Source organism: Streptomyces sp. SLBN-8D4 (genome assembly GCF_049739545.1).
In the GTDB taxonomy this organism is placed as follows: Bacteria; Actinomycetota; Actinomycetes; order Streptomycetales; family Streptomycetaceae; genus Streptomyces; species Streptomyces canus_C.
The window spans coordinates 8,788,309-8,809,136 of the sequence record NZ_JBMGQC010000001.1 but is presented as its reverse complement, the minus strand read 5'-3'; the positions used below and the strand labels follow the sequence as shown (position 1 = coordinate 8,809,136).

The 20,828-nt window shown below is 72.4% G+C and carries 15 protein-coding genes and 1 pseudogene; 8 read left to right on the top strand and 8 right to left on the bottom strand.

From position 1 onward, the window contains the following. Positions 1–60: 60 nt before the first annotated feature. The gene (locus tag RKD20_RS39925) at positions 61–819 is read right to left on the bottom strand and encodes a PaaX family transcriptional regulator C-terminal domain-containing protein (RefSeq protein ID WP_424881952.1); all 759 of its coding nucleotides are present in this window, start codon (positions 817–819) and stop codon (positions 61–63) included. A 71-nt stretch (positions 820–890) separates the two neighbouring features. Between RKD20_RS39925 and RKD20_RS39920 the strand changes: the two genes are divergently transcribed. Together RKD20_RS39920 and RKD20_RS39915 are read left to right on the top strand one after the other, a co-directional pair. Then, positions 891–2,546, top strand: a complete 1,656-nt coding sequence (locus RKD20_RS39920) for an acyl-CoA dehydrogenase family protein (protein ID WP_424881951.1) — start codon at positions 891–893, stop codon at positions 2,544–2,546. Positions 2,547–2,683: 137 nt separating this feature from the next. Beyond that, positions 2,684–4,702, top strand: a complete 2,019-nt coding sequence (locus tag RKD20_RS39915; protein ID WP_424881950.1) for a HEAT repeat domain-containing protein — start codon at positions 2,684–2,686, stop codon at positions 4,700–4,702. A 151-nt stretch (positions 4,703–4,853) separates the two neighbouring features. On the opposite strand, the gene RKD20_RS39910 is transcribed toward RKD20_RS39915, so the two are convergent. Beyond that, positions 4,854–5,441 carry an Rv1733c family protein gene (locus RKD20_RS39910; protein ID WP_424881949.1) on the bottom strand — a complete coding sequence of 196 codons (588 nt, stop codon included), beginning with the start codon at positions 5,439–5,441 and terminating at the stop codon, positions 4,854–4,856. Positions 5,442–5,734: 293 nt separating this feature from the next. Between RKD20_RS39910 and RKD20_RS39905 the strand changes: the two genes are divergently transcribed. Beyond that, positions 5,735–6,820 carry a WD40/YVTN/BNR-like repeat-containing protein gene (locus tag RKD20_RS39905; RefSeq protein ID WP_424881948.1) on the top strand — a complete coding sequence of 362 codons (1,086 nt, stop codon included), beginning with the start codon at positions 5,735–5,737 and terminating at the stop codon, positions 6,818–6,820. A gap of 85 nt (positions 6,821–6,905) precedes the next feature. On the opposite strand, the pseudogene araD reads toward RKD20_RS39905, so the two are convergent. Continuing rightward, positions 6,906–7,052 (bottom strand): annotated as a pseudogene (araD, locus tag RKD20_RS39900) (L-ribulose-5-phosphate 4-epimerase); the annotation flags it as partial. Between the two features lie 11 nt (positions 7,053–7,063). Then, positions 7,064–8,089, bottom strand: coding sequence for a substrate-binding domain-containing protein (locus RKD20_RS39895; RefSeq protein WP_424881947.1), 1,026 nt, complete (start codon positions 8,087–8,089; stop codon positions 7,064–7,066). Positions 8,090–8,650: 561 nt separating this feature from the next. On the opposite strand from RKD20_RS39895, the gene RKD20_RS39890 reads away from it, so the two are divergent. Both RKD20_RS39890 and RKD20_RS39885 read left to right on the top strand, forming a co-directional pair. Next, positions 8,651–10,144 (top strand): arabinofuranosidase catalytic domain-containing protein, encoded by a 1,494-nt coding sequence (locus tag RKD20_RS39890; protein ID WP_424881946.1) that lies wholly within the window; start codon positions 8,651–8,653, stop codon positions 10,142–10,144. A gap of 161 nt (positions 10,145–10,305) precedes the next feature. Then, complete coding sequence (locus RKD20_RS39885) at positions 10,306–12,924, top strand: LamG-like jellyroll fold domain-containing protein (protein ID WP_424881945.1); 2,619 nt, start codon at positions 10,306–10,308, stop codon at positions 12,922–12,924. Positions 12,925–12,993: 69 nt separating this feature from the next. Here RKD20_RS39885 and RKD20_RS39880 read toward each other — a convergent pair whose 3' ends face one another. Then, positions 12,994–13,671, bottom strand: a complete 678-nt coding sequence (locus tag RKD20_RS39880) for a uracil-DNA glycosylase (protein WP_424881944.1) — start codon at positions 13,669–13,671, stop codon at positions 12,994–12,996. 129 nt (positions 13,672–13,800) lie between these two features. Here RKD20_RS39880 and RKD20_RS39875 point away from each other — a divergent pair, with 129 nt between their 5' ends. After that, positions 13,801–14,790, top strand: a complete 990-nt coding sequence (locus RKD20_RS39875; protein ID WP_424881943.1) for an N-acetylglucosamine kinase — start codon at positions 13,801–13,803, stop codon at positions 14,788–14,790. A 95-nt stretch (positions 14,791–14,885) separates the two neighbouring features. Continuing rightward, the gene (locus RKD20_RS39870) at positions 14,886–15,809 is read left to right on the top strand and encodes a sirohydrochlorin chelatase (RefSeq protein WP_118082856.1); all 924 of its coding nucleotides are present in this window, start codon (positions 14,886–14,888) and stop codon (positions 15,807–15,809) included. Between the two features lie 80 nt (positions 15,810–15,889). Here the strand turns inward: RKD20_RS39870 and RKD20_RS39865 are convergent, their stop codons facing one another. Then, positions 15,890–16,918: a lactonase family protein gene (locus tag RKD20_RS39865; RefSeq protein ID WP_424881942.1), complete on the bottom strand. Its 1,029-nt coding sequence runs from the start codon at positions 16,916–16,918 to the stop codon at positions 15,890–15,892. Between the two features lie 112 nt (positions 16,919–17,030). After that, entirely contained in the window at positions 17,031–18,518 is a 1,488-nt protein-coding gene (locus RKD20_RS39860; protein ID WP_424881941.1) for an FUSC family protein, read from the bottom strand. A gap of 208 nt (positions 18,519–18,726) precedes the next feature. Here RKD20_RS39860 and RKD20_RS39855 point away from each other — a divergent pair, with 208 nt between their 5' ends. Beyond that, the gene (locus RKD20_RS39855; RefSeq protein ID WP_007380227.1) at positions 18,727–19,203 is read left to right on the top strand and encodes an Lrp/AsnC family transcriptional regulator; all 477 of its coding nucleotides are present in this window, start codon (positions 18,727–18,729) and stop codon (positions 19,201–19,203) included. Between the two features lie 147 nt (positions 19,204–19,350). On the opposite strand, the gene RKD20_RS39850 is transcribed toward RKD20_RS39855, so the two are convergent. Continuing rightward, entirely contained in the window at positions 19,351–20,766 is a 1,416-nt protein-coding gene (locus RKD20_RS39850; protein ID WP_424881940.1) for an FAD-binding oxidoreductase, read from the bottom strand. Positions 20,767–20,828 lie beyond the last annotated feature (62 nt).

Here is a 20,828-nt window from a genome sequence, read left to right as displayed (position 1 = left end):
TCGGCAGGTGAAGGCGGCCGTACGAAGCGTCCCCGCACGGCGCTTCGCACGGCCGCCGTGTCATGTGCGGGCGTGGTCCTGAGGGACGGTGTCCGCGAGCTCGCTCTGGTAGGCCGCGTACGCGGACCGCAGTGCGGCGCCCGGCCAGCCGGGCGGCAGGAGCTCGGGCGGCAGCACCGGATCGGCCAGCAGATGACGTACGACCGCCGCGAAGCCGGTGAGCCGGTCCGCGGGCCGGTCCGCGCGGGCGACATGGGCGAGCAGGGCCCGGGAGTCGGCCGCCCAGCGGTCCAGGGGCCACAGGGCCGCGGCCAGCTCGGGGCCGGAACCCGCGGGGCGGGCCGTGCAGCGCTGGGCGATCGTGTCGAGGTCGTCCGGGAGCGGTCGGAGCAGGTTGGCGGGGCGCAGCCAGACGCCCTCGCGGAGTTCGGCGAGCCGGAGGGCGGTCAGCCGTGCGCGCAGTTCGGCGCGTTCGGCCGGTCCACGGCCCGTCGCGGTGATCACGACCATCTCCCAGTCGCCGCTCCACGCGCGCGTGCGGGGGTGCACGGAGTCGTCCTGGCGGCGCTGACGGGCGAGAAGCCGGTCGCTGAGGCCGTAGACCCCCTCGGCGCGCCGCAGGTCACCGGCGCTCACCATCCGGCTGAGGGCGGCACGCAGCGTGGAGCCGCCGACCCCGAACGGCTCCACCGCGCGGACCAGGTCCTTCACCGGCAGCTGCGGGGGATGCGCGCCGAGCAGCAGGCTCAGCACGACCGACCGGGCGGACAGCTGCCGCAGGTCGACCTCACCGGGCTGTTCCGACACGTTCCTGTGCATGGTCACGTACTGTACGACCCCTTCCTGTTGCACTATTGCTACGATCGCACGTTAAGTGCAACATGGATGCCATGGACTCACTCGCCGCGCCAGGACACGCCGCCACCCACGCCGTCACCAACCAGCCCCCTCCCCTGGCCCCGTACGACGCCTCCGACGACCCGGTGCTGCTGGAGGGACTGCGCCGCGAGGGCGCCGACTGGGCCGAGGAGGGCCTCCGGCGGCTCGGTCTGCGGGCCGGCAGCGCCGAGGCCCAGGAGTGGGCGGATCAGGCCAACCGGCACGAGCCGGTGCTGCGCACGCACGACCGGTACGGCAACCGGGTCGACGAGGTCGACTTCCACCCGAGCTGGCACCACCTCATGCGGACCGCCGTCGCCGAGGGCCTGGCGGGCACACCGTGGGCGGAGAACCGTACCGGCGCCCATGTCGCCCGAACGGCGGGCGGCCTGGTGTGGGGACACACGGACGCGGGCCATGGCTGCCCCACGTCGATGACGTACGCGGCGATCCCGGCGCTGCGCAAGGAGCCGGAGCTGGCGAAGATCTACGAACCCCTGCTGACGGGCCGCGAGTACGAGCCGGAGCTCAGGGTGCCGACCGAGAAGCGCGGGCTGCTCGCGGGCATGGGGATGACCGAGAAGCAGGGCGGCTCCGACGTCCGGACGAACACCACCACGGCGACACCCACCGCAGAGGCCGGGATGTACACGCTGCGCGGGCACAAGTGGTTCACGTCGGCGCCGATGTGCGATGTGTTCCTGGTGCTGGCACAGGCGCCCGGCGGGCTGTCATGCTTCCTCGTCCCGCGCGTCCTGCCGGACGGCAGCCGCAACACCTTCCGCATCCAGCGCCTCAAGGACAAGCTCGGCAACCGGTCCAACGCCTCCTCCGAGCCCGAGTTCGACGGGACGGTCGCCTGGCTGGTCGGCCCCGAGGGACAGGGCGTCAAGACCATCATCGAGATGGTCAACTGCACGCGGCTGGACTGCGTGATGATGTCGGCGACCCTGATGCGCAGGACGCTCGTCGAGGCGGGACACCATGCCCGGCACCGCAGCGCGTTCGGCGCCCGGCTGATCGACCAGCCGCTGATGCGCAACGTCCTGGCCGATCTGGCACTGGAGTCCGAGGCCGCCACCACCCTCACGCTACGGCTGGCGGGCGCCGCCGACCGGGCCGTGCGCGGGGACGCCGGCGAGCAGGCGTTCCGCCGTATCGCCACCGCGGTCGGCAAGTACTGGGTCACCAAGCGGGGTCCGGCCTTCACCGCGGAGGCCCTGGAATGCCTCGGCGGCAACGGCTACGTGGAGGATTCGGGCATGCCCCGGCACTACCGGGAGGCGCCCCTGCTGTCGATCTGGGAGGGCTCCGGGAACGTCAACGCCCTCGACGTCCTGCGGGCGTTGCGCCGCGATCCGGACACCGCTCAGGCGCTGTTCGGCGAACTCGCCCTGGCCCAGGGGGCGGACGCCCGCCTGGACGCGGCCGTCGCCCGCCTCAAGGACCAGTTGGCCACGGCGTCCGAGGCGGGCGCCCGCCGACTGGTGGAGCACATGGCGCTGACACTCCAGGCCGCCCTCCTCGTCCGGCACGCCCCGCCGGCCGTCGCCGACGCGTTCTGCGCGACCCGTCTCGGCGGCGACTGGGGGCACGCCTTCGGCACGCTGCCCGACGCGGCGGACGTGGCAGCGATCCTCGGGAGGGCACTGCCCGGCGCCAACTGAGGCCATTCCAGGGCCGCCTGGCGAAAACCGGACTACCTCCCTGTCCGGATCGCTCACCGTCACACACTGATTCCGCTTCGTTGTCGGTCCCGTGGTGCAGACTCCGATCAGTTGGTACTTCGCCTGGGGAGGACAACGTGTTCACGGGGATCGACGAGGTCGACTGGGCCGCGCTGCGGCATGCGTACGGCAGCGCGGCTGACGTGCCCGGACTGCTGCGGGGGCTCGCCTCCGCTGACCCGGCCGAGCGGGAGACCGCCCTCGACGGGATGTACGGCGCCGTGCACCACCAGGGAGACGTGTACGACTCGACCCTGGCCTGCGTTCCGTTTCTGCTCGCGCTCGTGGCAAGCGGGGAGGTCGCGGACCGGGCCGGCATCGTCGAACTCCTCGTCAGCATCGGGGCCGAGAGCGCGGGCGCGGAGGAGGACGCCGAGGACGGTCCGCGCACGCGGGCCCGGGAGGGAGTGCGCGCCGGCGCCGAGGTGTTCGTCCGGCTGGCGGAGGACGCCGACCCCGCCGTCCGCCGGGCCGCCCCGGGAGCCCTCGTGCGGTTCCTGGACGAACCGGCCCGCGTGCTCGCCCTGTTGCGGGAGCGCTGCGCGCTGGAGCGGGACGACCGGGTCCTGCACGCCCTCATCGAGAGCCTGGGCCTCTTCGCACGGCGGCATCCCGGGCACGCGGCCGGGGCACTGGAGTTGCTGACGGCACAGAGCACCGCGCCGTACGACCCCGGGCTGCGCCTCGCCGCCCTCGGCCAGCTCGCCCACCGCGCCCCCGACCGGCTCCCGCCCGACCTGGTGACGGTCGCCGTCGGACTGCTCAGAGAGCGTTCCGCCCGGCGGTCCACCGGACGGCACGGTGCCGACTGCCCCCACGCCGACACCCTCGCGAGTCGGCTACGACGGCTGCGGCCCTCGGACGAGGAGGGCTCGCAGTTGCTGCGGACCCTGCACCGCGGGCTCGGTGACCGGCTCGACGAGCGCACCGCCCTTCTGAAGGGGCAGTTGACCAGCCCGGACGCCGTCGACCGGTGCAACGCCGTGTGGATGTCGGCGGGGCTGTTCCGTGAGTGGCGCGCCGACTGGGCCGAGCCCGTCACCCTTGTCGGCGCTCAACTGGCCACCGGGGAGGGCAGATTGCGTGACGCCGCGGTGTCCGTGCTGGAGGACCTGTTCGACCTGGCGGCACCCGCCGCCGACGACCTGGCCGCCCTGGTGGCCTCCCGGCCCGACCTGTGGGTACGGCGCCGGGAGCACGGGGCACCGGCACTGGGCGGTCCGCTCAAGGCGCTTGCCAGGAGCGGGGATTCCCGGGCGACGCCGGTACTGGCGGAGGTGCTGGCCGGTCAGGTCGTACCCGACGATCTGGGGCATGTGATCGGTCACCTGGGCCCCGGGGCGGCCCCGCTCGCGCCCGCGCTGCGTCGTCGGCTGGGTGAGGTGGTGCCGGACTCCGCCGGGACCTTCGAGCGGGCGGTGCCGCTGTTGTCGGCGCTCACCGCGCTGGGCGACGCGGAGGCCGTACCGGAGGTGTTGCGGCTCCTGCGGGGGCCGGTGCGGCTGCGGTCGCGGGACCCCGTGGTGGAGGCGGCTGTTCGCGCGCTGGAGGCGTTCGGGAGGGCGGCGCCCTCCCTGGTGATACCCGTGCTGCGCGAGCTGCTGGAGACGGAGTACGCGGCGCTCGCCGCAGGGGCGCTGTGGTCCGTGCAAGGGGACGCGTCGGCCGTACTGCCCGTGTTGACCGGCGAGTTGACGGACGGAACGCCTCGGCGACGACTGGCCGCGGGGGCGCTGGCGCGTCTTGGGGCGAAGGCCGGTGCGGCGCTGCCGGGGTTGCGGCGGATGGTTCTGGCGGAGGACCTGTGGGAGCGGGTGTCCGCCGCGTGCGCGGTGTGGCGGATCTCCGGGGACGCGGAGCTCGCCGCGCCGGTACTGCGCACGGCCTGGACGGAGAATCCGTACACGCGCCTGACGATCACCGCCTGCCTCGCCGCCCTGGGGCCTGCCTCAGCGCCGCTGCACGATCTTCTTCGTGCGGAACTGGCGGCTCGGCGACGGCATCTGGCGTCGCCGTCCGGTGGGTACGGCAGCCATGACGTGCTGGACGACGAGCGGTTGGTGCGGGCGTGCGGGGACGTGCTGGGGGGCGCGTAGGGGGCCGCTCACGCATGGAGGGAGCGTGGCGAGTGCGGCGAGGTCCCGGGTGCGGTTCGCGAGGTGTCACTCGCGTCCCGCACACCGGGCGGCCCCGCCTCGGGTGGTTGCACACCGCCGGCCCACCCCACGCGGCCCCGCCCCGCCGGTGCTATCTCCCGTCGGCCCGCCTCCCGCCCCACAACGGTCCGAAGTGCGCCCAGTCCGCGTCCCACTGGTCGAGGCGGCGGCGTTCCAGGCGGCCGCGGAGGACTCGGCCCCCCACGAAGGGGACGGCCGCGGTGCTGAAGCCGACCAGTACGCCGATCATCGCGGCGCGGATCTCGGCCTGACCCTTTGTGGCGGGCTGGGTCATCAGACGGCCCCGGGCGTCGGTCCAGACGGTGACCGGGGTGCCCTGGGTGCTGCCGGGATCGACGCGCACCTGGCCCGAGTGGGCCGAGCCGTCGGCCCCGATCCAGACCACCTCGCCCCACACCCTTTCACCACTCGACGTGCCCGGATCGGCCGTGCCGGGCGCCTGATCGGCGAGCCGGGCCACGACGGGCCGCCACTCGACACGCTCCAGCGCCAGCTGGTGCTCGACGGCCCGGCTCACCCCCAGACCCGCGAGCACCCCGGCCACCACGGTGAGCAGCCAGGCACCGAGCACGACCCACGCCTCGACGGCGTCGGCACGGCGTCTGAGCGGATTGCGCCGCCAGCGCCACAGCCAGACCTTGGGACCACGGAACGCCATCGAGGGCATCCTCCTCATGAGCGACGGGCGCACGAACATGCCGGACCGACCTCCCATACGGGAGAGCCCGCCCCGATGCTCACGGCTCAGGGCGAGTTCTCCGTCACGACGGTCCCACCACCCGCCCGTCCCCGCGCTCATCTTGCCGAAAGCCGCCCGGCAATCGCCGCTGCCGGTTACCATCCCCGCCCTGACCTGCGGTGAAGCCCTTTCCAGAGGTGACTGTCAGTGGCGGGGTGCAGACTGGCCGGTGGCTGGGACAAAGACGTCAGAGCACAGCGGAGGCGATCGGTATGACGGAGAAGCTGCTTGCCGTGGGCACGCGCAAGGGTCTGTTCATCGGGCGCGAGCGAGGCGGCACCTGGGAGTTCGACGAGAGCCCGTACTTCAACGCGCAGGCCGTGTACTCGGTCGCGATCGACACCCGGGGCGCGCGCCCGCGGCTGCTGGCCGGTGGCGACAGCGCGCACTGGGGCCCGTCGGTGTTCCACTCCGACGACCTGGGCCGCACCTGGACGGAGCCGGCCCAGCCCGCCGTGAAGTTCCCCAAGGACACCGGGGCCTCCCTGGAGCGGGTCTGGCAGCTGCATCCGGCGGCGGCCGAGCCGGACGTGGTGTACGCGGGCACGGAACCGGCCGCGCTGTACCGCTCCGAGGACCGCGGGGAGAGTTTCGAGCTGGTCCGGCCCCTGTGGGAGCATCCGACCCGTTCGAAGTGGGTGCCGGGCGGCGGTGGCGAGGGGCTCCACACCGTCCTGACCGACAAGCGGGACCCGCGCGCGGTGACGGTGGCGGTCTCCACGGCGGGGGTGTTCCGCACCAAGGACGGCGGCGCGAGCTGGGAGCCGTCCAACTCCGGTGTCTCCGCGGTGTTCCTGCCCGACCCGAACCCGGAGTTCGGGCAGTGCGTGCACAAGGTCGCCCGGGACGCGGCCGACCCGGACCGGCTGTACCTCCAGAACCACTGGGGCGTGTACACGAGCGACGACGCGGGGACGCACTGGACGGACATCGGCGAGGGGCTGCCGTCCACCTTCGGCTTCGCGACGGCCGCCCACCCCCACCGCGGTGGGACGGCGTACGTCTTCCCGATCAACGCCGACGCGGACCGGGTCCCGGCCGGTCACCGGTGCCGGGTCTTCCGCACGGCGGACGCGGGCAAGAGCTGGGAACCGCTCACGGCGGGCCTGCCTCAGGAGGACCATTACGGCACGGTGCTGCGGGACGCGATGTGCACGGACGACGCGGACCCGGCCGGCGTCTACTTCGGCAACCGCAACGGCGAGGTGTACGCCTCGGCCGACGACGGCGACAGCTGGCGGCAGCTGGCCTCGCATCTGCCGGACGTGCTGTGTGTGCGGGCGGCGGTGGTCGCGTGATCCTGACGGGGCCGCCCCGAGACCTTGGTGACCTGGGAGGGGGCCCGCCTGGTACAGCCGGATCAAGCCGTCGGTGACGCGCCGGTCATCCGGAGGTCGGAGTCATGTCCGGATTGCCGTAGTAGGCGCCGGGGACGTGTTTGCGGGTGTACTGGCGTTCCAGCAGGTGGGCGGGTGGTGGTGCCGTCGGGTTCAGGGACAGGGTGTGCAGGGCGATGTCGGCGACGGCCTCGCCGTTCGGTGTCACGGGCGGGTCGCCGAGGTCCGCACCACAAGGCTGGGCGGTATGACGATGTGGGGCCTGTCGCCGGATGCCGGGATCCCGGCATCCGGGTCACCGACGATCTCGATCAGCGCACGCAGCGCACGCCGGCCGAGTTCGTCGAAGTCCTGGCGGACGGTGGTCAGTGACGGGCCGAAGTACTCGGTCTCCGGCATGTCGTCGAAACCGACCACGCTGATGTCCTCGGGCACCCGGCGCCCGGCCTGCTGCACGGCCCGCAGCAGGCCGAGGGCCATGTGGTCGTTGGCGCAGAACACCGCGGTGACCTCGCGGTCGGCGGCGATCCGTCGGCCGTGCTCGTAACCGGTACGGGCCGTCCAGTCGGCACCGGTCAGCGGTTCGGGCACCGGGGCCCCGCGCTTGTCCAGGGTGGCGCGCCAGCCGGCCTCGCGTTCCTGCGCGTCGAGCCAGGTGCGCGGCCCGACCAGGTGGTGCACCGTGCGATGGCCGAGGTCGAGCAGGTAGGAGGTGGCGAGCGCGGCGCCCGCCTCGTTGTCCACGGCGACCGAGGCCAGCGCGGTGTGGGTGCCGCAGCCCACCGCGACCAGGGGGACGTCCGGCGGCACGTTCGCCAGTGCGGCCACCGCGGCCGTCTGCGGCGCGATGACGATGATGCCCTCCACGCCCTGGTTGCGCAGCCGGTCGACGGCGTCCAGCACCGAACGCCGGTCGAGCGTGCCGACCGCGGCCACGGTGACGAAGTACTCGTACTGTCTGGCCGCCTGCTCGATGCCGTAGAGCATGCAGGCCGGGCCGTACAGCGTGGTGTTGAAGCTGATCACACCCAGGGTGCGCGTGCGGCGCGTCGCCAGGGTGCGGGCGGCCGCGTTGGGCCGGTAACCGAGTTCGCGGACGGCTGCCAGCACCCGCTCCCGGGTGTTGGCCCGCACGTTGGGGTGGTCGTGGAGGACACGTGAGACGGTCTGGTGCGAGACACCCGCGATCCGGGCCACGTCCGCCATCACCGGTGCGCGATCCCCGTCCATGCTCCGCCTCCTCACGCACCGTCACGTTTCTTCGGTGACGAATTGTTAGCGCACACATTCTCGGGGGTCAAGGTCGTCCCGGCACCGTCCATGCGCGTTTTGCGAGTCCTACGCCTTTACCCGCAACCCCTCTGACCTGCCGTTACCTTGCCCGCCAAGACCCCTTTCGGCGCGGCGGCCCACCCGGGTAAACAGACCGCACAGGTTTTGTTTCCGCACTCTTGACCATCGAACGGTGTTGACCCCCTATTCATCCGGCCGTAAAAAGACGGGGGCGCGGAACCGGTCGTTCACTCTGCGACCACGCGAGAACGGCACCCGCACAGGTCTTCAGTTTCTTTCCAGTCCACCGCTCCGACCTGCCGTGATGTTCCCAGCGACACCGAACGACCGGCGCAGCTCGCCATCCGGCTCTCTCTCCCCCCTCCCCTTTCCCGCCCAACCCGACCGAGTGACGACACCCGAGGGCCCGCGTTGTGAGCGCCCACATCCAGATCTCCCGGAGCCTGCGGCGCCGGACGAGACAAGAACGAACGGAAGAGGTTCACAGTGACAGGTCGAGTGACAGGCCGACGCCTGAGAGGGCTCCTGCTCACCGTGGGGGCGGTCCTCACCCTCGTCGGCGGGATCCTCGCCGGGATAGTCGGCGTCGCGGGCACGGCCCAGGCCGCTTCGTCCCTGCCCTGCGACATCTACGCCGCCGCGGGGACACCGTGCGCCGCGGCGCACAGCACCACCCGGGCGCTCTACGCCTCCTACAACGGCTCTCTGTACCAGGTGAAGCGCGCCTCGGACTCGGCCACCACCAACATCGGCGTGCTCAGCGCCGGTGGCTACTCCAACGCCGCGGCGCAGGACTCCTTCTGCTCCGGCACGACCTGCGTCATCACCAAGATCTACGACCAGAGCCCGAACCACAACGACCTCACCGTCGAGGGACCGGGCGGCAACGGCGGCCAGGACGTCGGCGCGATCGCCAACGCCCTGCCGGTGACGGTGGGCGGTCACGCGGCGTACGGCGTCTTCGTGTCCGCCGGCGTCGGCTACCGCGACAACAGCACCACCGGCATCGCCACCGGCAGCTCTCCCGAGGGCGCGTACATGGTGACGAGCGGCCACCACGTGAACAACCGCTGCTGCTTCGACTACGGCAACGCGGAGACGTCCTCCAACGACACCGGCAACGGCCACATGGACGCGATCAACTTCGGCACGGAGTGCTGGTTCTCCCCCTGCTCGGGTTCGGGGCCGTGGGTCCAGGCCGACCTGGAGAACGGCCTGTTCGCCGGCGGCAACGGCTCGAACACCAACAACAAGGGCAACTCCAGCGAGTACGTCACCGCCATGGAGAAGAACAACGGCACGACGACCTACGCCATCAAGGGCGGCAACGCGCAGTCGGGCTCGTTGACCACCTGGTACAACGGGGCCCTGCCCAACCTCGGCGGGTACACCCCGATGCACCTGGAGGGCGCCATCGTCCTCGGCACCGGCGGTGACGACAGCAACGGGTCCGACGGCTCCTTCTTCGAGGGCGTCATGACCTCCGGCTACCCGACCGACGCCGCCGACAACGCCGTACAGGCCAACGTCACCTCCGTCGGCTACACCACCCCGACCGCGAACTTCCCGGTCGCCGGTACCGCCTACCGGCTGACCAACACCAACTCCGGCAAGGTCCTGGACGCGGTGAACTGCGGTACCGGCAACGGGACTTCGGTCGACCTCTGGTCCTCGCTCGGCAACACCTGCCAACAGTGGAAGTTCGCCGGCGCGGGCAACGGCCACTACACCATCACCAACGTCAACAGCGGCACGGTGCTGGACGACAAGAACTGTGCGCAGAGCAACGGCACGGCCGTCCAGTTGTGGGCCTCGCTCGGCAACGCCTGCCAGCAGTGGGACGTCACCAAGGTCGGCACCCACTACACGATCAGCAACGTCAACACCGGCATGACGCTGGACGTGACGAACTGCGGAACGGCCAACGGCACCGTGGTCCGCCAGTGGCAGCAGCTCGACAACACCTGCCAGCAGTGGGACATCGCGCCCTGACCGAACGGACGCAGTCACCGCGGGCCCGTCGGCCCTCCCCACCGACGGGCCCGCGCCCCTCCACACCGCGGGCCTGCTCCCCCGCCGCGCGAAGCCCCCTCCCGGCCGCCCCGGGCGCCCCGTCGATCGTCGATTCGTCCGATGAACAAAGGAACTTCCGCATGCCCTCACAACCCGGACCGTCCCGCAGGACCGTCCTGACCGCCCTCGGTGCCGCGTCCCTGGCCGGGACCTTCGCCGGTGCCGCTCCCGCCTCGGCCGCCGGGCGCTCCGGCACGACCGCGGACGCCGCTGCCGTGGCCCTCCCCGCCGCGGCCGCGCACTGGACCTTCGACGAGGGCACCGGTACCTCCGCCGCCGACTCGTCGGGCAACGGCCGCACCGCCACGCTCCAAGGGGCGGCCGCCTGGGACACCGGCAAGGTCGGCGCCCACAGCCTCAGTCTCACGGCCGGCGGCAACGCCACGGCGTCCGGGCCCGTCGTCGACACCTCCCAGGCGTTCTCGGTGGCCGCCTGGGTCAACCTCGCTCAACTGGGCGGCTACCAGACCGCCGTGAGCATCGACGGCAAGGTCGTCAGCTCCTTCTACCTGGGGCTGCGCGACGACACCGGCACCTTCGCCTTCGCCCGCCTCGACTCGGACGCCACCCAGAACGCCGCCGTTGCGGCCGCCGCCTCGGCCCCCACGGCCGGCACCTGGACCCACCTGGTCGGCGTCAGCGACCCCTCGGCCGGTGTCACCCGCCTCTACGTCGACGGCGTACTGGAAGGGGAGACCGCCTACACCGCGGGCTGGGCCGGCACCGGCGCCACCGCCATCGGCCGGGCGCTCTACGGCGGCGGGCAGGTCGACCAGTGGCACGGCCTGATCGACGACGTGCAGTTGTTCCCGACCGCCCTCACCTCCGACCAGGTCGCCACACTGGCCGGAGTGCCGGTGGAGACCACCACACCGCTGCTGAGCGTGGACGTCGCCCATCCCGCGCACGCCGTCTCCCCCATCCTTCCCGGCCTGATGTTCGAGGACATCAACCACTCCGGCGAGGGCGGCATCTACGCCGAACTGGTGCAGAACCGCTCGATGATGGCCGACGACACCGCACCCGTGCACTGGTCCGCCGTCGGCGGGACGACCCTCGCGCTCGACACCGCCACACCCCTCAACGACGTCCTCAAGCGCTCCCTCAAGGTCGTGCTGCCGAGCGGCACCGGCGCCGGGAACCGCGCCGGGGTGGCCAATGACGGTTTCTGGGGCATACCCGTGCGGCCCCGCACCACCTACACCGCCCGGCTGTTCGCCAAGGCGTCGCGCCGGATCGGCCCGCTCACGGTGACCGTCGAGTCGGCGGACGGCGCGACGGTGTACGCCTCCGCCCAACTGCCCCACATCGGCACCGCCTTCCCCGACCGCCCCTTCGAACTGACCCTGCGCACGGGTGCGGGCGCCCCCGTCACCGGTGACGCGAGACTGACCGTCACCACCGCCGACCCGGCCGCCGCGGGCGAGACGCTGTGGCTCCAGCACGTGTCCTTGTTCCCGCCCACCTACAACCACCGGCCCAACGGTCTGCGCGTCGACCTGATGGAGAAACTGGTCGCCCTGAAGCCGAAGTTCCTGCGCTTCCCCGGCGGTAACTTCCTCGAGGGCAACACCATCGCGACCCGCTTCAACTGGAAGAACACCATCGGTCCGGTCTGGGAGCGCCCCGGCCACCTGGACGACGCGTGGGGCTACTGGTCCACGGACGGGCTGGGACTCCTCGAATACCTGGAGTGGGTCGAGGACATGCGTGCCCAGCCGGTCCTCGCCGTCTTCGCCGGGTACGCGCTGAAGGGCGAACACCTCACCGGCGACGCTCTGAAGCCCTACATCCAGGACGCCCTCGACGAGATCGAGTACGTCACGGGCCCGGTCACCAGCACGTGGGGCGCCCGGCGTGCGGCCGACGGCCACCCGAAGCCGTTCCCGCTTGAATTCGTCGAGATCGGCAACGAGGACTGGTTCGACTCCTCCGGCTCCTACGACGAGCGGTTCGCGGCATTCCACGACGCGATCAAGGCGAAGTACCCGCACCTGAAGCTGATCGCCTCGACGACGGTCACCAGCCGCACGCCGGACCTGATCGACGAGCACTACTACCTCGCGCCGTCCGCCGCCCAGGCCGCCACGCACAAGTACGACAACAGGGACCGCAGTTCGACAAAGGTCTTCGTCGGTGAGTGGGCCGCGCAGGAGGGCCGCCCCACGCCCGACCTGAACGCCGCACTGGGCGACGCCGCTTGGCTGGCCGGTCTGATCCGCAACTCCGACCAGGTCCTCATGGAGTGCTACGCACCGCTGTTCTCCCACGTCAGAAACAACGTCTGGGCGACCAACCTGATCGCCTACGACAACCTGAACAGCTACGTCTCCCCGAGTTACTGGGCGCAGCAGATGCTGACGAGCAGGCTGGGCGACACGGTGCTGCCGGCCACCGCGCGGGCGCTGCCCGGCCTGGCCACCGTGGCCACCCGTGCCGGGAACCGTCTCTACGTCGCGGTCGTCAACTCCGGGACGCAGAAGGTGGATGTACCGGTCGAACTGAAGGGCCTGGTCAAGGGCGTCAGGAAGAACGCCACCGCCACCGTCCTGACCGGGCCCTCGCGCACCACCACGAACACGCTGACCGATCCCGCCGCGCTGGTGCCCAGGAAGAGCACGGTGACCGGGGCCGCGGCGGCCTTCACCAGCACCCTGCCGCCGCTCTCCGTCACCGTCCTGGAGCTCGTCCTGACCTGATCCTCGGGGGTCCGGCGTCTCTCCGTGCCCGTGGGAACGCCCGCGGGCACGGCGGGACGATGCGGCGCTCTACGGCAGTTGCCAGTTCACCGGCTGTCCGCCCTGGCCGGCCAGCAGGTCATTGGCCCGGCTGAACGGGCGCGAACCGAAGAAGCCGCGGTCCGCCGACATCGGTGAGGGATGGGCCGACTCGATCGCCGGGAGGTCGCCGAGAAGGGGGCGGAGGTTGCGCGCGTCGCGCCCCCACAGGATCGACACCAGCGGCTTCCCGCGCCCGGCCAACGCCCTGATGGCCTGCTCGGTGACTTCCTCCCAGCCCTGTCCGCGGTGCGCGCCGGGCTTGCGCGGGGCTGTCGTCAGCGCCCTGTTGAGCAGCAGCACGCCCTGTTCGGTCCACGGCGTGAGGTCGCCGTTGGACGGCCTGGGCAGCCCGAGGTCGGAGTGCATCTCCCGGAAGATGTTCTCCAGGCTCCCCGGCAGGGAACGCACCTCGGGCGCCACCGCGAAGCTCAGCCCGATCGCCATTCCCGGCGTGGGATAGGGGTCCTGGCCGACGATCAGGACGCGGACGTCGTCGAAGGGCTGCTGGAAGGCCCTCAGGACGTTCGCCCCGGCCGGCAGATAGGTCCGGCCCGCCGCTATCTCGGCCCGGAGGAAGTCCCCCATGGCCGCGATGCGTTCGGCCACAGGTTCAAGGGCCTTCGCCCAGCCTGCTTCGACAAGTTCATGCAAGGGTCGTGGTGCCACGGCGCGTCACTCTACTGGCACACGCTGACACCCCGCATATCCAGGGAAGTCTCCCGGCCCGGCCGTCCCGCAGGCGCTACTCTTCCTCCGCATCGAGCTCTTCGACGGGAAGGAAGGGGAGCCTCCCACATGGCGGCCGACCGCGGTTGCGGGGACGGATTCCTTGCCGTCGACTCCGGTGGCTCCGGCCTGCGGGTCGTCGTCGGCACACCCGGCCGGGGGACCACGGCCCCGCGGGAGTCGCGGGTGCCGGTCCGGACCGGCCCTCGCGGCATCGATCCGGACCATCTGATGGAGCAACTGACACCCATGGTCCGGGCCTTGTCGACAGAGGCCGGAGTGAGCGGGCTCGGCACCGCCGTCGTCGGGGCGGCCGGTATGGCGACCCTGGGCGATGCCCTGCGGGCCGAGCTTCCCGCCGCGCTGGAGCGGGAGTTCGGGGTACGGACCGTCGCGCTGGTCGCGGACGCGGTGACCGCCTACACCGGCGCTCTCGGACCGCGCCCGGGTGCGGTCGTGGCCGCCGGTACCGGTCTCGTCGCGATCGGCACCGACCTCAAGTCCTGGCGCCGGGCGGACGGCTGGGGGCATCTGCTGGGCGACTGCGGGGGCGGCGCGTGGATCGGGCGGGCCGGGCTTGAGGCCGCCCTGCGTGCCCACGACGGGCGGCCCGGGGGGTCGGCGGCGCTGCTGGCCCGGGCCGAGGAGTCGTTCGGGCCGGTGCGGGAGCTGCCCGGCCGGCTCTACCCGCGTACCGACCGGCCCGCCGTGCTCGCCTCCTTCGCTCCCCAGGTGGCCGACTGCGCGGAGGGCGACCCGGTGGCCGGGGGGATCCTGCGCGAGGCGGCCCGGCACATGGCCGATTCCGCGGCCGCGGTCTGTCCGGCGGAGGGGGCGGCGCATGTCAGCCTCACCGGTGGCTTGTTCAGGATGGGTGCCGCCCTCCTCGTACCGCTGGAGGAGGAGCTGGAGCGACGGCTGCCGCAGGCGCGGCGGGTCCCGGCGGCGGGCGGACCCTTGGAGGGGTCCGTACAGATCGCCACAGAACTGGCACATGGTGCGCTCAGCCTGCCCGCCGACGAGGCGATGTTGTACGTGGTGACCCCAAAGAGGGGCTGAAGCGGACGTAACTCATCAGACAAAACCGGACGGATACCGCTCACCTGCACCCTCCCCGAACAGGGAAGCCCAGGAAGCCAGTAACATGCGTCGCCATGAGCTCCCCCACTGGACCCGCGTCCGGCCTGCCAGTACGAATGCCGCGACCTCGCCAGCCCGGGCGGCACCGCCGACCCGAGCCGCTGGCGGCTCCCGAGGGCGCGCCCGCGCTCGTCCTCGCGGTGCCGGGCACGCCCGGCGCGGCCACGCGCAGCCTCGCCGAGGAGGTCGTGAGCATCGCCCGCTCCGAGCTGCCCGGCCTGGACGCGCGGATCGGTTACCTGGACGGAGACGACTCGGAGTTCCCCACACTCCAGGCCGTGCTGGCCCACACCGCCGGCGAGCGCACCGCGCGTTACGAGCAGGCCAAGGCCGCCGGGGTGGACGTCAAGGAGCCCGAGGGCCCCGTCGCCGTCGTCGTGCCGCTGCTCGCCGGGCCGGACAGCTCGCTGCTGCGCCGGATCCGCCAGGCCGTGATGGACAGCCGGATCGCGGCCGACCTCACCGATGTGCTGGGCCCGCACCCGCTGCTCGCCGAGGCGCTGCACGTACGTCTGTCGGAGGCCGGGCTGGCCCGCGCCGACCGCGCGCGCCTGTTCGCGGTGACGACCGCCGCGGACGGCATCATCCTCGGTGCGGTGGGCGGCGAGGAGGCCGTGCAGGCGGCCGGGATCACCGGCATGCTGCTCGCCGCGCGGCTGGCCGTGCCGGTGATGGCGGCGGCGCTCGACCAGGACGGCTCGATCGCGTCCATCGCCGAACAGCTGCGCTCCTCCGGTTCGCAGCAGCTGGCGCTCGCGCCGTACCTGATAGGGCCGGAGATCGACCCCGCCGTGATCGAGGACGCCGCCAGGGAGGCCGGCTGCTCCGCCGCCGATCCGCTCGGCCCCTACCCGGCGATCGGCAAGCTCGTGCTAGCCAAGTACACGACCGCGCTGGGCATCGCCCCGCAGCAGGCGCAGGGCGCCCCGGTGCGCTGAGCGCGCCCGCCGCGACCGCTACACCGAAAGGGCCCGCTCCGAGCGTCGGAGCGGGCCCTTCGGCGTGCGCGGTTCCCGGGTCAGCCGAAGATCACGCAGGAGGCGGCCGGTACCTCGACCGTGCCCTCGTACCGCGGCAGGCCGGTCGCCGGGTCCACAGCGAACCAGGTCACCTCGCCGGAGCGCTCGTTCGCCACGTACAGGAAGCCGCCGGACTCGGCGAGGTCCCGGGGCCAGTGGCCGCCGCAGATGACCGTGCCGACCAGCCGCACGTCGTCGCCCTCGACGGCGAACGTGGACAGGACGTCCTCGCCGCGGGTGGCGGTCCACACGAAGCGGCCGTCGGGGGACGCGACGACACCTGAGGGGTACGCGTCGCCCGCGGGGGCGCCCGCGAGCACCTGGGTCTCGTTCAGGGGCTTCAGGGAGCCTTCCTCGGCGTCCCAGCGGCACACGGTGAGGGTCGGGGTGAGTTCGTTGAGGACGTAGGCGCGGGTGCCGTCGGGGTGGAAGGCCAGGTGGCGGGGCCCCGAGCCGGGGCGCAGGGCGATCTCGCGGTGCACGTCGAGCGCCCCGTCGGTGAGGGTGCACACCCGCACGGAGTCCGTGCCGAGGTCGACGCTGACGATCCACCGTCCGCTCGGGTCGGGCTGCACCTGGTGGGCGTGCGGGCCCAGCTGGCGGGGGGCGTGCGGGCCCGAACCGGTGTGCCGGAGCACTCCGGAGGGGGAGCTCGCGAGGGAGCCGTCGGCCCGCAGCGGCACGGTGGTGACGCTGCCGGAGCCGTAGTTGGCGGTCAGGACGTGTCCGGCGTGCACGGCGAGGTGCGTGGGCCCGTTGCCGTCCACCGCCACCGGCGGGCCGGCCGGCTCGGGCCGCTCGCCGGTCACCCGGTACGCGGCCACCGCGCCCTCGGCCGTCTCACTGACCGCGTACAGCACGTCCCCACCGGCCGACAGGGCCAGATACGACGGATCGGGTACGCCGTTCAGCCCGCTCAGCACCTTCAGCGCACCCGTGTCCGGGGTTACCGTCGCCGTCACGATGCCGGGGCCTCCCGCCGCCGTGAACGACCCGATGTAGGCCCGTCGCCGCCCGCCGTCTGCCACCGTCGTCCCCTCTCGGTCCGTACCGTCCGGGGCGACGGTAGCAGTCGATCACTACCGGTCTAGACCAACTCCGGGGAAATTCCCGGCGCAGTCACGGACATGGCGGGGTACGTCAGGCACCGACCAGCGGCGATCCGGACGGGGACCGCAAGGGCGCCGCCAGCTCCGCGAAGGCCCGTTCCAGTCCGTGCAGATGGGCCAGTGCGGGCTCCTCGGCGAGCGGACGGTCCGCCACCGGGAAGTCCCTGCCGTCCGTGAGGGCCTCCACAGCGGCCTCCACCCGCCGGCACGCGGTGGTCAGGCGGGCGTCGTGCGAGGCCTCGGGGTCGGCGGCGACGGCGACCAGGCCCCGGATCTCCCGGGCGCAGCCGTCGAGGAGGGCGAGAACGTGGCGGGCACGCCTCTTGCGGGCCGCCATGGGGTTGAGGGGGTGGACCAGGGGGGCCACCGAGAGGCGGACCCTGCCGAGCAGTTGCTCCAGTTCGGTCACCCGGCCGCCCGGGTCGGCGCCCGGCACACCCGCGAGGCGCGCGGCGGCCTCGGCGGTGCAGGCGTGGACGCAGCGCAGGGCGCGCTGGATCCAGGCGTCGGTGACGCTGTGGGTGGTGATCGGCAGGACGAACAGCACCGCCAGGACGGCCCCGACCGCGCCCACGCCGGTCTCCGCGAGCCGCAGCGCCAGCAGGCCGGGGTTCAGGACGCCGAGAAGGCCGTAGAGGAGCTCGGCGAGCAGGGTGACCCAGAGCATCATCCACGTGTAGGAGACGGCGGCCGTGTAGAAGATGCCGAAGACGCAGACGGCGACCAGGACGGCCGTGGGCGCCGGTGCCCCCTCCAACGGTACGGCGACGAGCAGGCCGAGGCCGATACCGATCACCGTGCCGAGGACGCGGCGGAAGCCGCGCACCAGGGTCTCGCCGCGCGAGGCGGTGTTGACGAAGATCCACCAGGTGGCGCCGACGGCCCAGTACCAGCGCTGCCCGGAGACGAGCTGGCCGACGACGAGGGCGAAGCCGGCACCCGCCATGGCCTGGACCGCCTGGCGGGTGGTCGCGCGGGCGAGGCCGGTGCCGGCGGGCGGGGCCGGTACGGGGGCCGGGGGCAGCCGGCGCTCGTAGCACCACAGGCCGAAGCGGACCGCGGCCGCGGTGAGCACGGACAGCAGGACGGCGGTGTGGAGCTCGGGCAGTCGGTCGGTGGTCGCGTGCAGGAACTGCGCCACGAAGAAGGTCATGAACGCGAAGACGCCGAGGCTGTGGCCGCGCGGGCCCCAGCGCCGGGCGTACACACCCGCGCCGACCACGGCGAGGAAGGTGAGGTCGCGGGCGACGGGGTGGTCGTGGAGCTCGGCCGCGACCGTGAGGACGGGTAGGCCGACGACGGGCAGCAGGGCGGTGGTGAGCGCCTGCGCCCGGACGGTGGCGTCCGCGACGGTGAACAAGGCGAGGAGCGCGGCGAGGCCTCCGGTGACGGCACCGGCGAGCGAGTGTCCCGCGAGGCCGCACACCACGACGGCGAGGCCGATGCCGAGCACCGCTCGCGCGGCGAAGCGCAGCCGGACCCGTCCCGGGTCCGCAGCCATGAACACCCTCTTCAGCACGTACCGCCCCCTGAAACCCTCGGACACCGGGTGCACCGGCATGGAAAAGGCGCCGCGGGGTCCGCAGCGCCATCGACGGGCACATTGCAGCATCCTTGCCGCTGTCGGCTCAAGCGGGCCCGCATATGCTGGTCCATTGGTACAGGGGAAGCGGTCCCGATACGTCCATCGGCGGACCAAAGGACCAGGCACGAGGAGGTCGTACGCCATGGCCGTGGACGAGCTCGACACCCGCATCCTGCGGCTGCTGCTGGAGCGGCCGCGGACGAGCGTGCGGGAGTACGCGCGGATCCTCGGGGTCGCGCGGGGCACCTTGCAGGCGCGTCTTGACCGGCTGGAGCGGGACGGCGTGATCACCGGGACCGGGCCCTCGCTGTCGCCCGCCGCGCTCGGTCATCCGGTGCTGGCGTTCGTGCACATCGAGGTGACCCAGGGGCGGCTCGACGACGTGGGGGACGCGCTGGCCGCCGTGCCGGAGATCGTCGAGGCGTTCTCGATCGCGGGCGGCGGGGATCTGCTGACGCGGGTCGTGGCGCGGGACAACGCGCATCTGGAGGACGTGATCCAGAAGGTGATCAGCCTGCCGGGAGTGGTGCGGACGCGCACCGAGGTGGCGCTGCGGGAGCGGGTCGCACACCGGCTGCTGCCCCTGGTGGAGTCGGTCGGGCGCACGGCCCGGAGTTGAGCGGGCTCAGCGGCGTGCCCCGAGGTGCGCACGTTCGTGGAGGTGCGAGGTCGCCCTTGGCGAACTCGCGCCGGGCGTGGCCGCCGCCCATGACCGGCGCGGAACCGGAGTTGAGGATCAGCATTCGCCCCCGGTTCCGCTGCTGTCCTACGGCCGCGACCCGTGCGTCGGCCTCGGCGCCGGCTGGATGTTCTGGTTCAGGCGGAACACGTTGTCCGGATCCCGGTCGGCCTTGACACGGGCCAGCCGGTCGTAGTTGCCGCGGTAGCTGGCCCGGACGCGTTCCTGGCCCTCGTCCATCATCATGTTGACGTAGGCGCCGCCCGCCGAGTACGGGTGCAGGGCGTCGAAGTAGTCGACGGTCCACCGCTTGACCAGCTCCGCGTTGGCAGGGTCCGGGTCGACGCCGGCGAAGACGGAGGCCCAGTTGGCGTGGCGGTAGGCCCAGGGGGTCTCGTCCTGGCCCACGTCATGGGCGGCGCCGTCGATCGGGTAGAGGTGCATGGTCGACTGGACGGTCGGCGCCTCGGCGCCGAACTTGGCGTGCAGCTGGACCGCCTCGTCGGGAATGGTCTCGACGAAGTCGGCCCGCCAGTACCACTGGTGGCCGGGCGGGTAGAGCCCGTCGAACATGGCCTGGAGGTCGGGGTGCTGCATGACCATGGGCGCGTGCATCAGCGGCGCGGGCAGGGCGTCGAGCAGTGGGGCCATCTCGCGGGCGGCGGCCTCGGTGTCGTCGCCGGCGTAGCACCAGACCACGCCGGCCGTCTTGCGGAGCTGGATCTCCTCGGGGAACGGCGGGGCGGGCGGGACGGTGCCGTGCAGGAAGAAGCCGCCCAGCTCTCGGGGCGCGTTCAGGATGAACTCCCGGTAGGCGGAGAGGACTTCGGCACTGTCGTCGACGGACCAGAAGGTCGGTCCGGCGATCACCGTACTGATCTCGTGGAGCCGGAAGACGAACGAGGTGACGACGCCGAAGTTGCCGCCGCCGCCCCGGATCGCCCAGAACAGGTCGCTGTTCTCGTCGGCACTCGCCCGCACCCTGCTGCCGTCGGCGAGGACGACGTCGGCCTCCAGCAGGTTGTCGATGGTCAGCCCGCAGCTGCGGGTGAGGTGGCCGAGTCCGCCGCCGGTGGCGATGCCGCCGACGCCGGTCGTGGACACGATGCCGCTGGGCGTGGCCATGCCGTGCGCGTTGGTGGCACGGTCCACCTCGCCCCAGACACAGCCGCCGCCGACCCTGACGGTGCGGGCCGCCGGATCCACCTGGATGTCCTTCAGCGGTGACAGGTCGGCGACCACTCCCCCGTCGACGGTGCCGAGCCCGGCGCCGTGGTGTCCGCCGCCCCGCACGGCGAGTGGCAGGCCGTGGGCGCGGGCGAAGCCGATGGTGCGGGCCACCGCGTCGGCGTCGGCGCAGCGGGCGACGAGGGCGGGGCGCCGGTCGATCATCGCGTTGTAGACGGTACGGGCCTCCTGGTAGCCGGCGTCTTCGGGACCGATCAAGTCCCCCGTGAATCCGGTCAGTTCACTCCGTGCGGCCTGGGCGGCTGTGCTGGACATGAGATCCCCGTTCCAAATCGGGTCGATTCGCCCATTTTACTCGCGTCGCACCATGCCGGACA

Bases quoted from the DNA above. Each gene is read 5' to 3' on its own strand.
- RKD20_RS39925 (WP_424881952.1), bottom strand. From the start codon at position 819: ATGCACAGGAACGTGTCGGAACAGCCCGGTGAGGTCGACCTGCGGCAG.
- RKD20_RS39920 (WP_424881951.1), top strand. From the start codon at position 891: ATGGACTCACTCGCCGCGCCAGGACACGCCGCCACCCACGCCGTCACC.
- RKD20_RS39870 (WP_118082856.1), top strand. From the start codon at position 14,886: ATGAGCTCCCCCACTGGACCCGCGTCCGGCCTGCCAGTACGAATGCCG.
- RKD20_RS39850 (WP_424881940.1), bottom strand. From the start codon at position 20,766: ATGTCCAGCACAGCCGCCCAGGCCGCACGGAGTGAACTGACCGGATTC.
- RKD20_RS39885 (WP_424881945.1), top strand. From the start codon at position 10,306: ATGCCCTCACAACCCGGACCGTCCCGCAGGACCGTCCTGACCGCCCTC.
- RKD20_RS39895 (WP_424881947.1), bottom strand. From the start codon at position 8,089: ATGGACGGGGATCGCGCACCGGTGATGGCGGACGTGGCCCGGATCGCG.
- RKD20_RS39855 (WP_007380227.1), top strand. From the start codon at position 18,727: ATGGCCGTGGACGAGCTCGACACCCGCATCCTGCGGCTGCTGCTGGAG.
- RKD20_RS39875 (WP_424881943.1), top strand. From the start codon at position 13,801: ATGGCGGCCGACCGCGGTTGCGGGGACGGATTCCTTGCCGTCGACTCC.
- RKD20_RS39905 (WP_424881948.1), top strand. From the start codon at position 5,735: ATGACGGAGAAGCTGCTTGCCGTGGGCACGCGCAAGGGTCTGTTCATC.
- RKD20_RS39910 (WP_424881949.1), bottom strand. From the start codon at position 5,441: ATGGCGTTCCGTGGTCCCAAGGTCTGGCTGTGGCGCTGGCGGCGCAAT.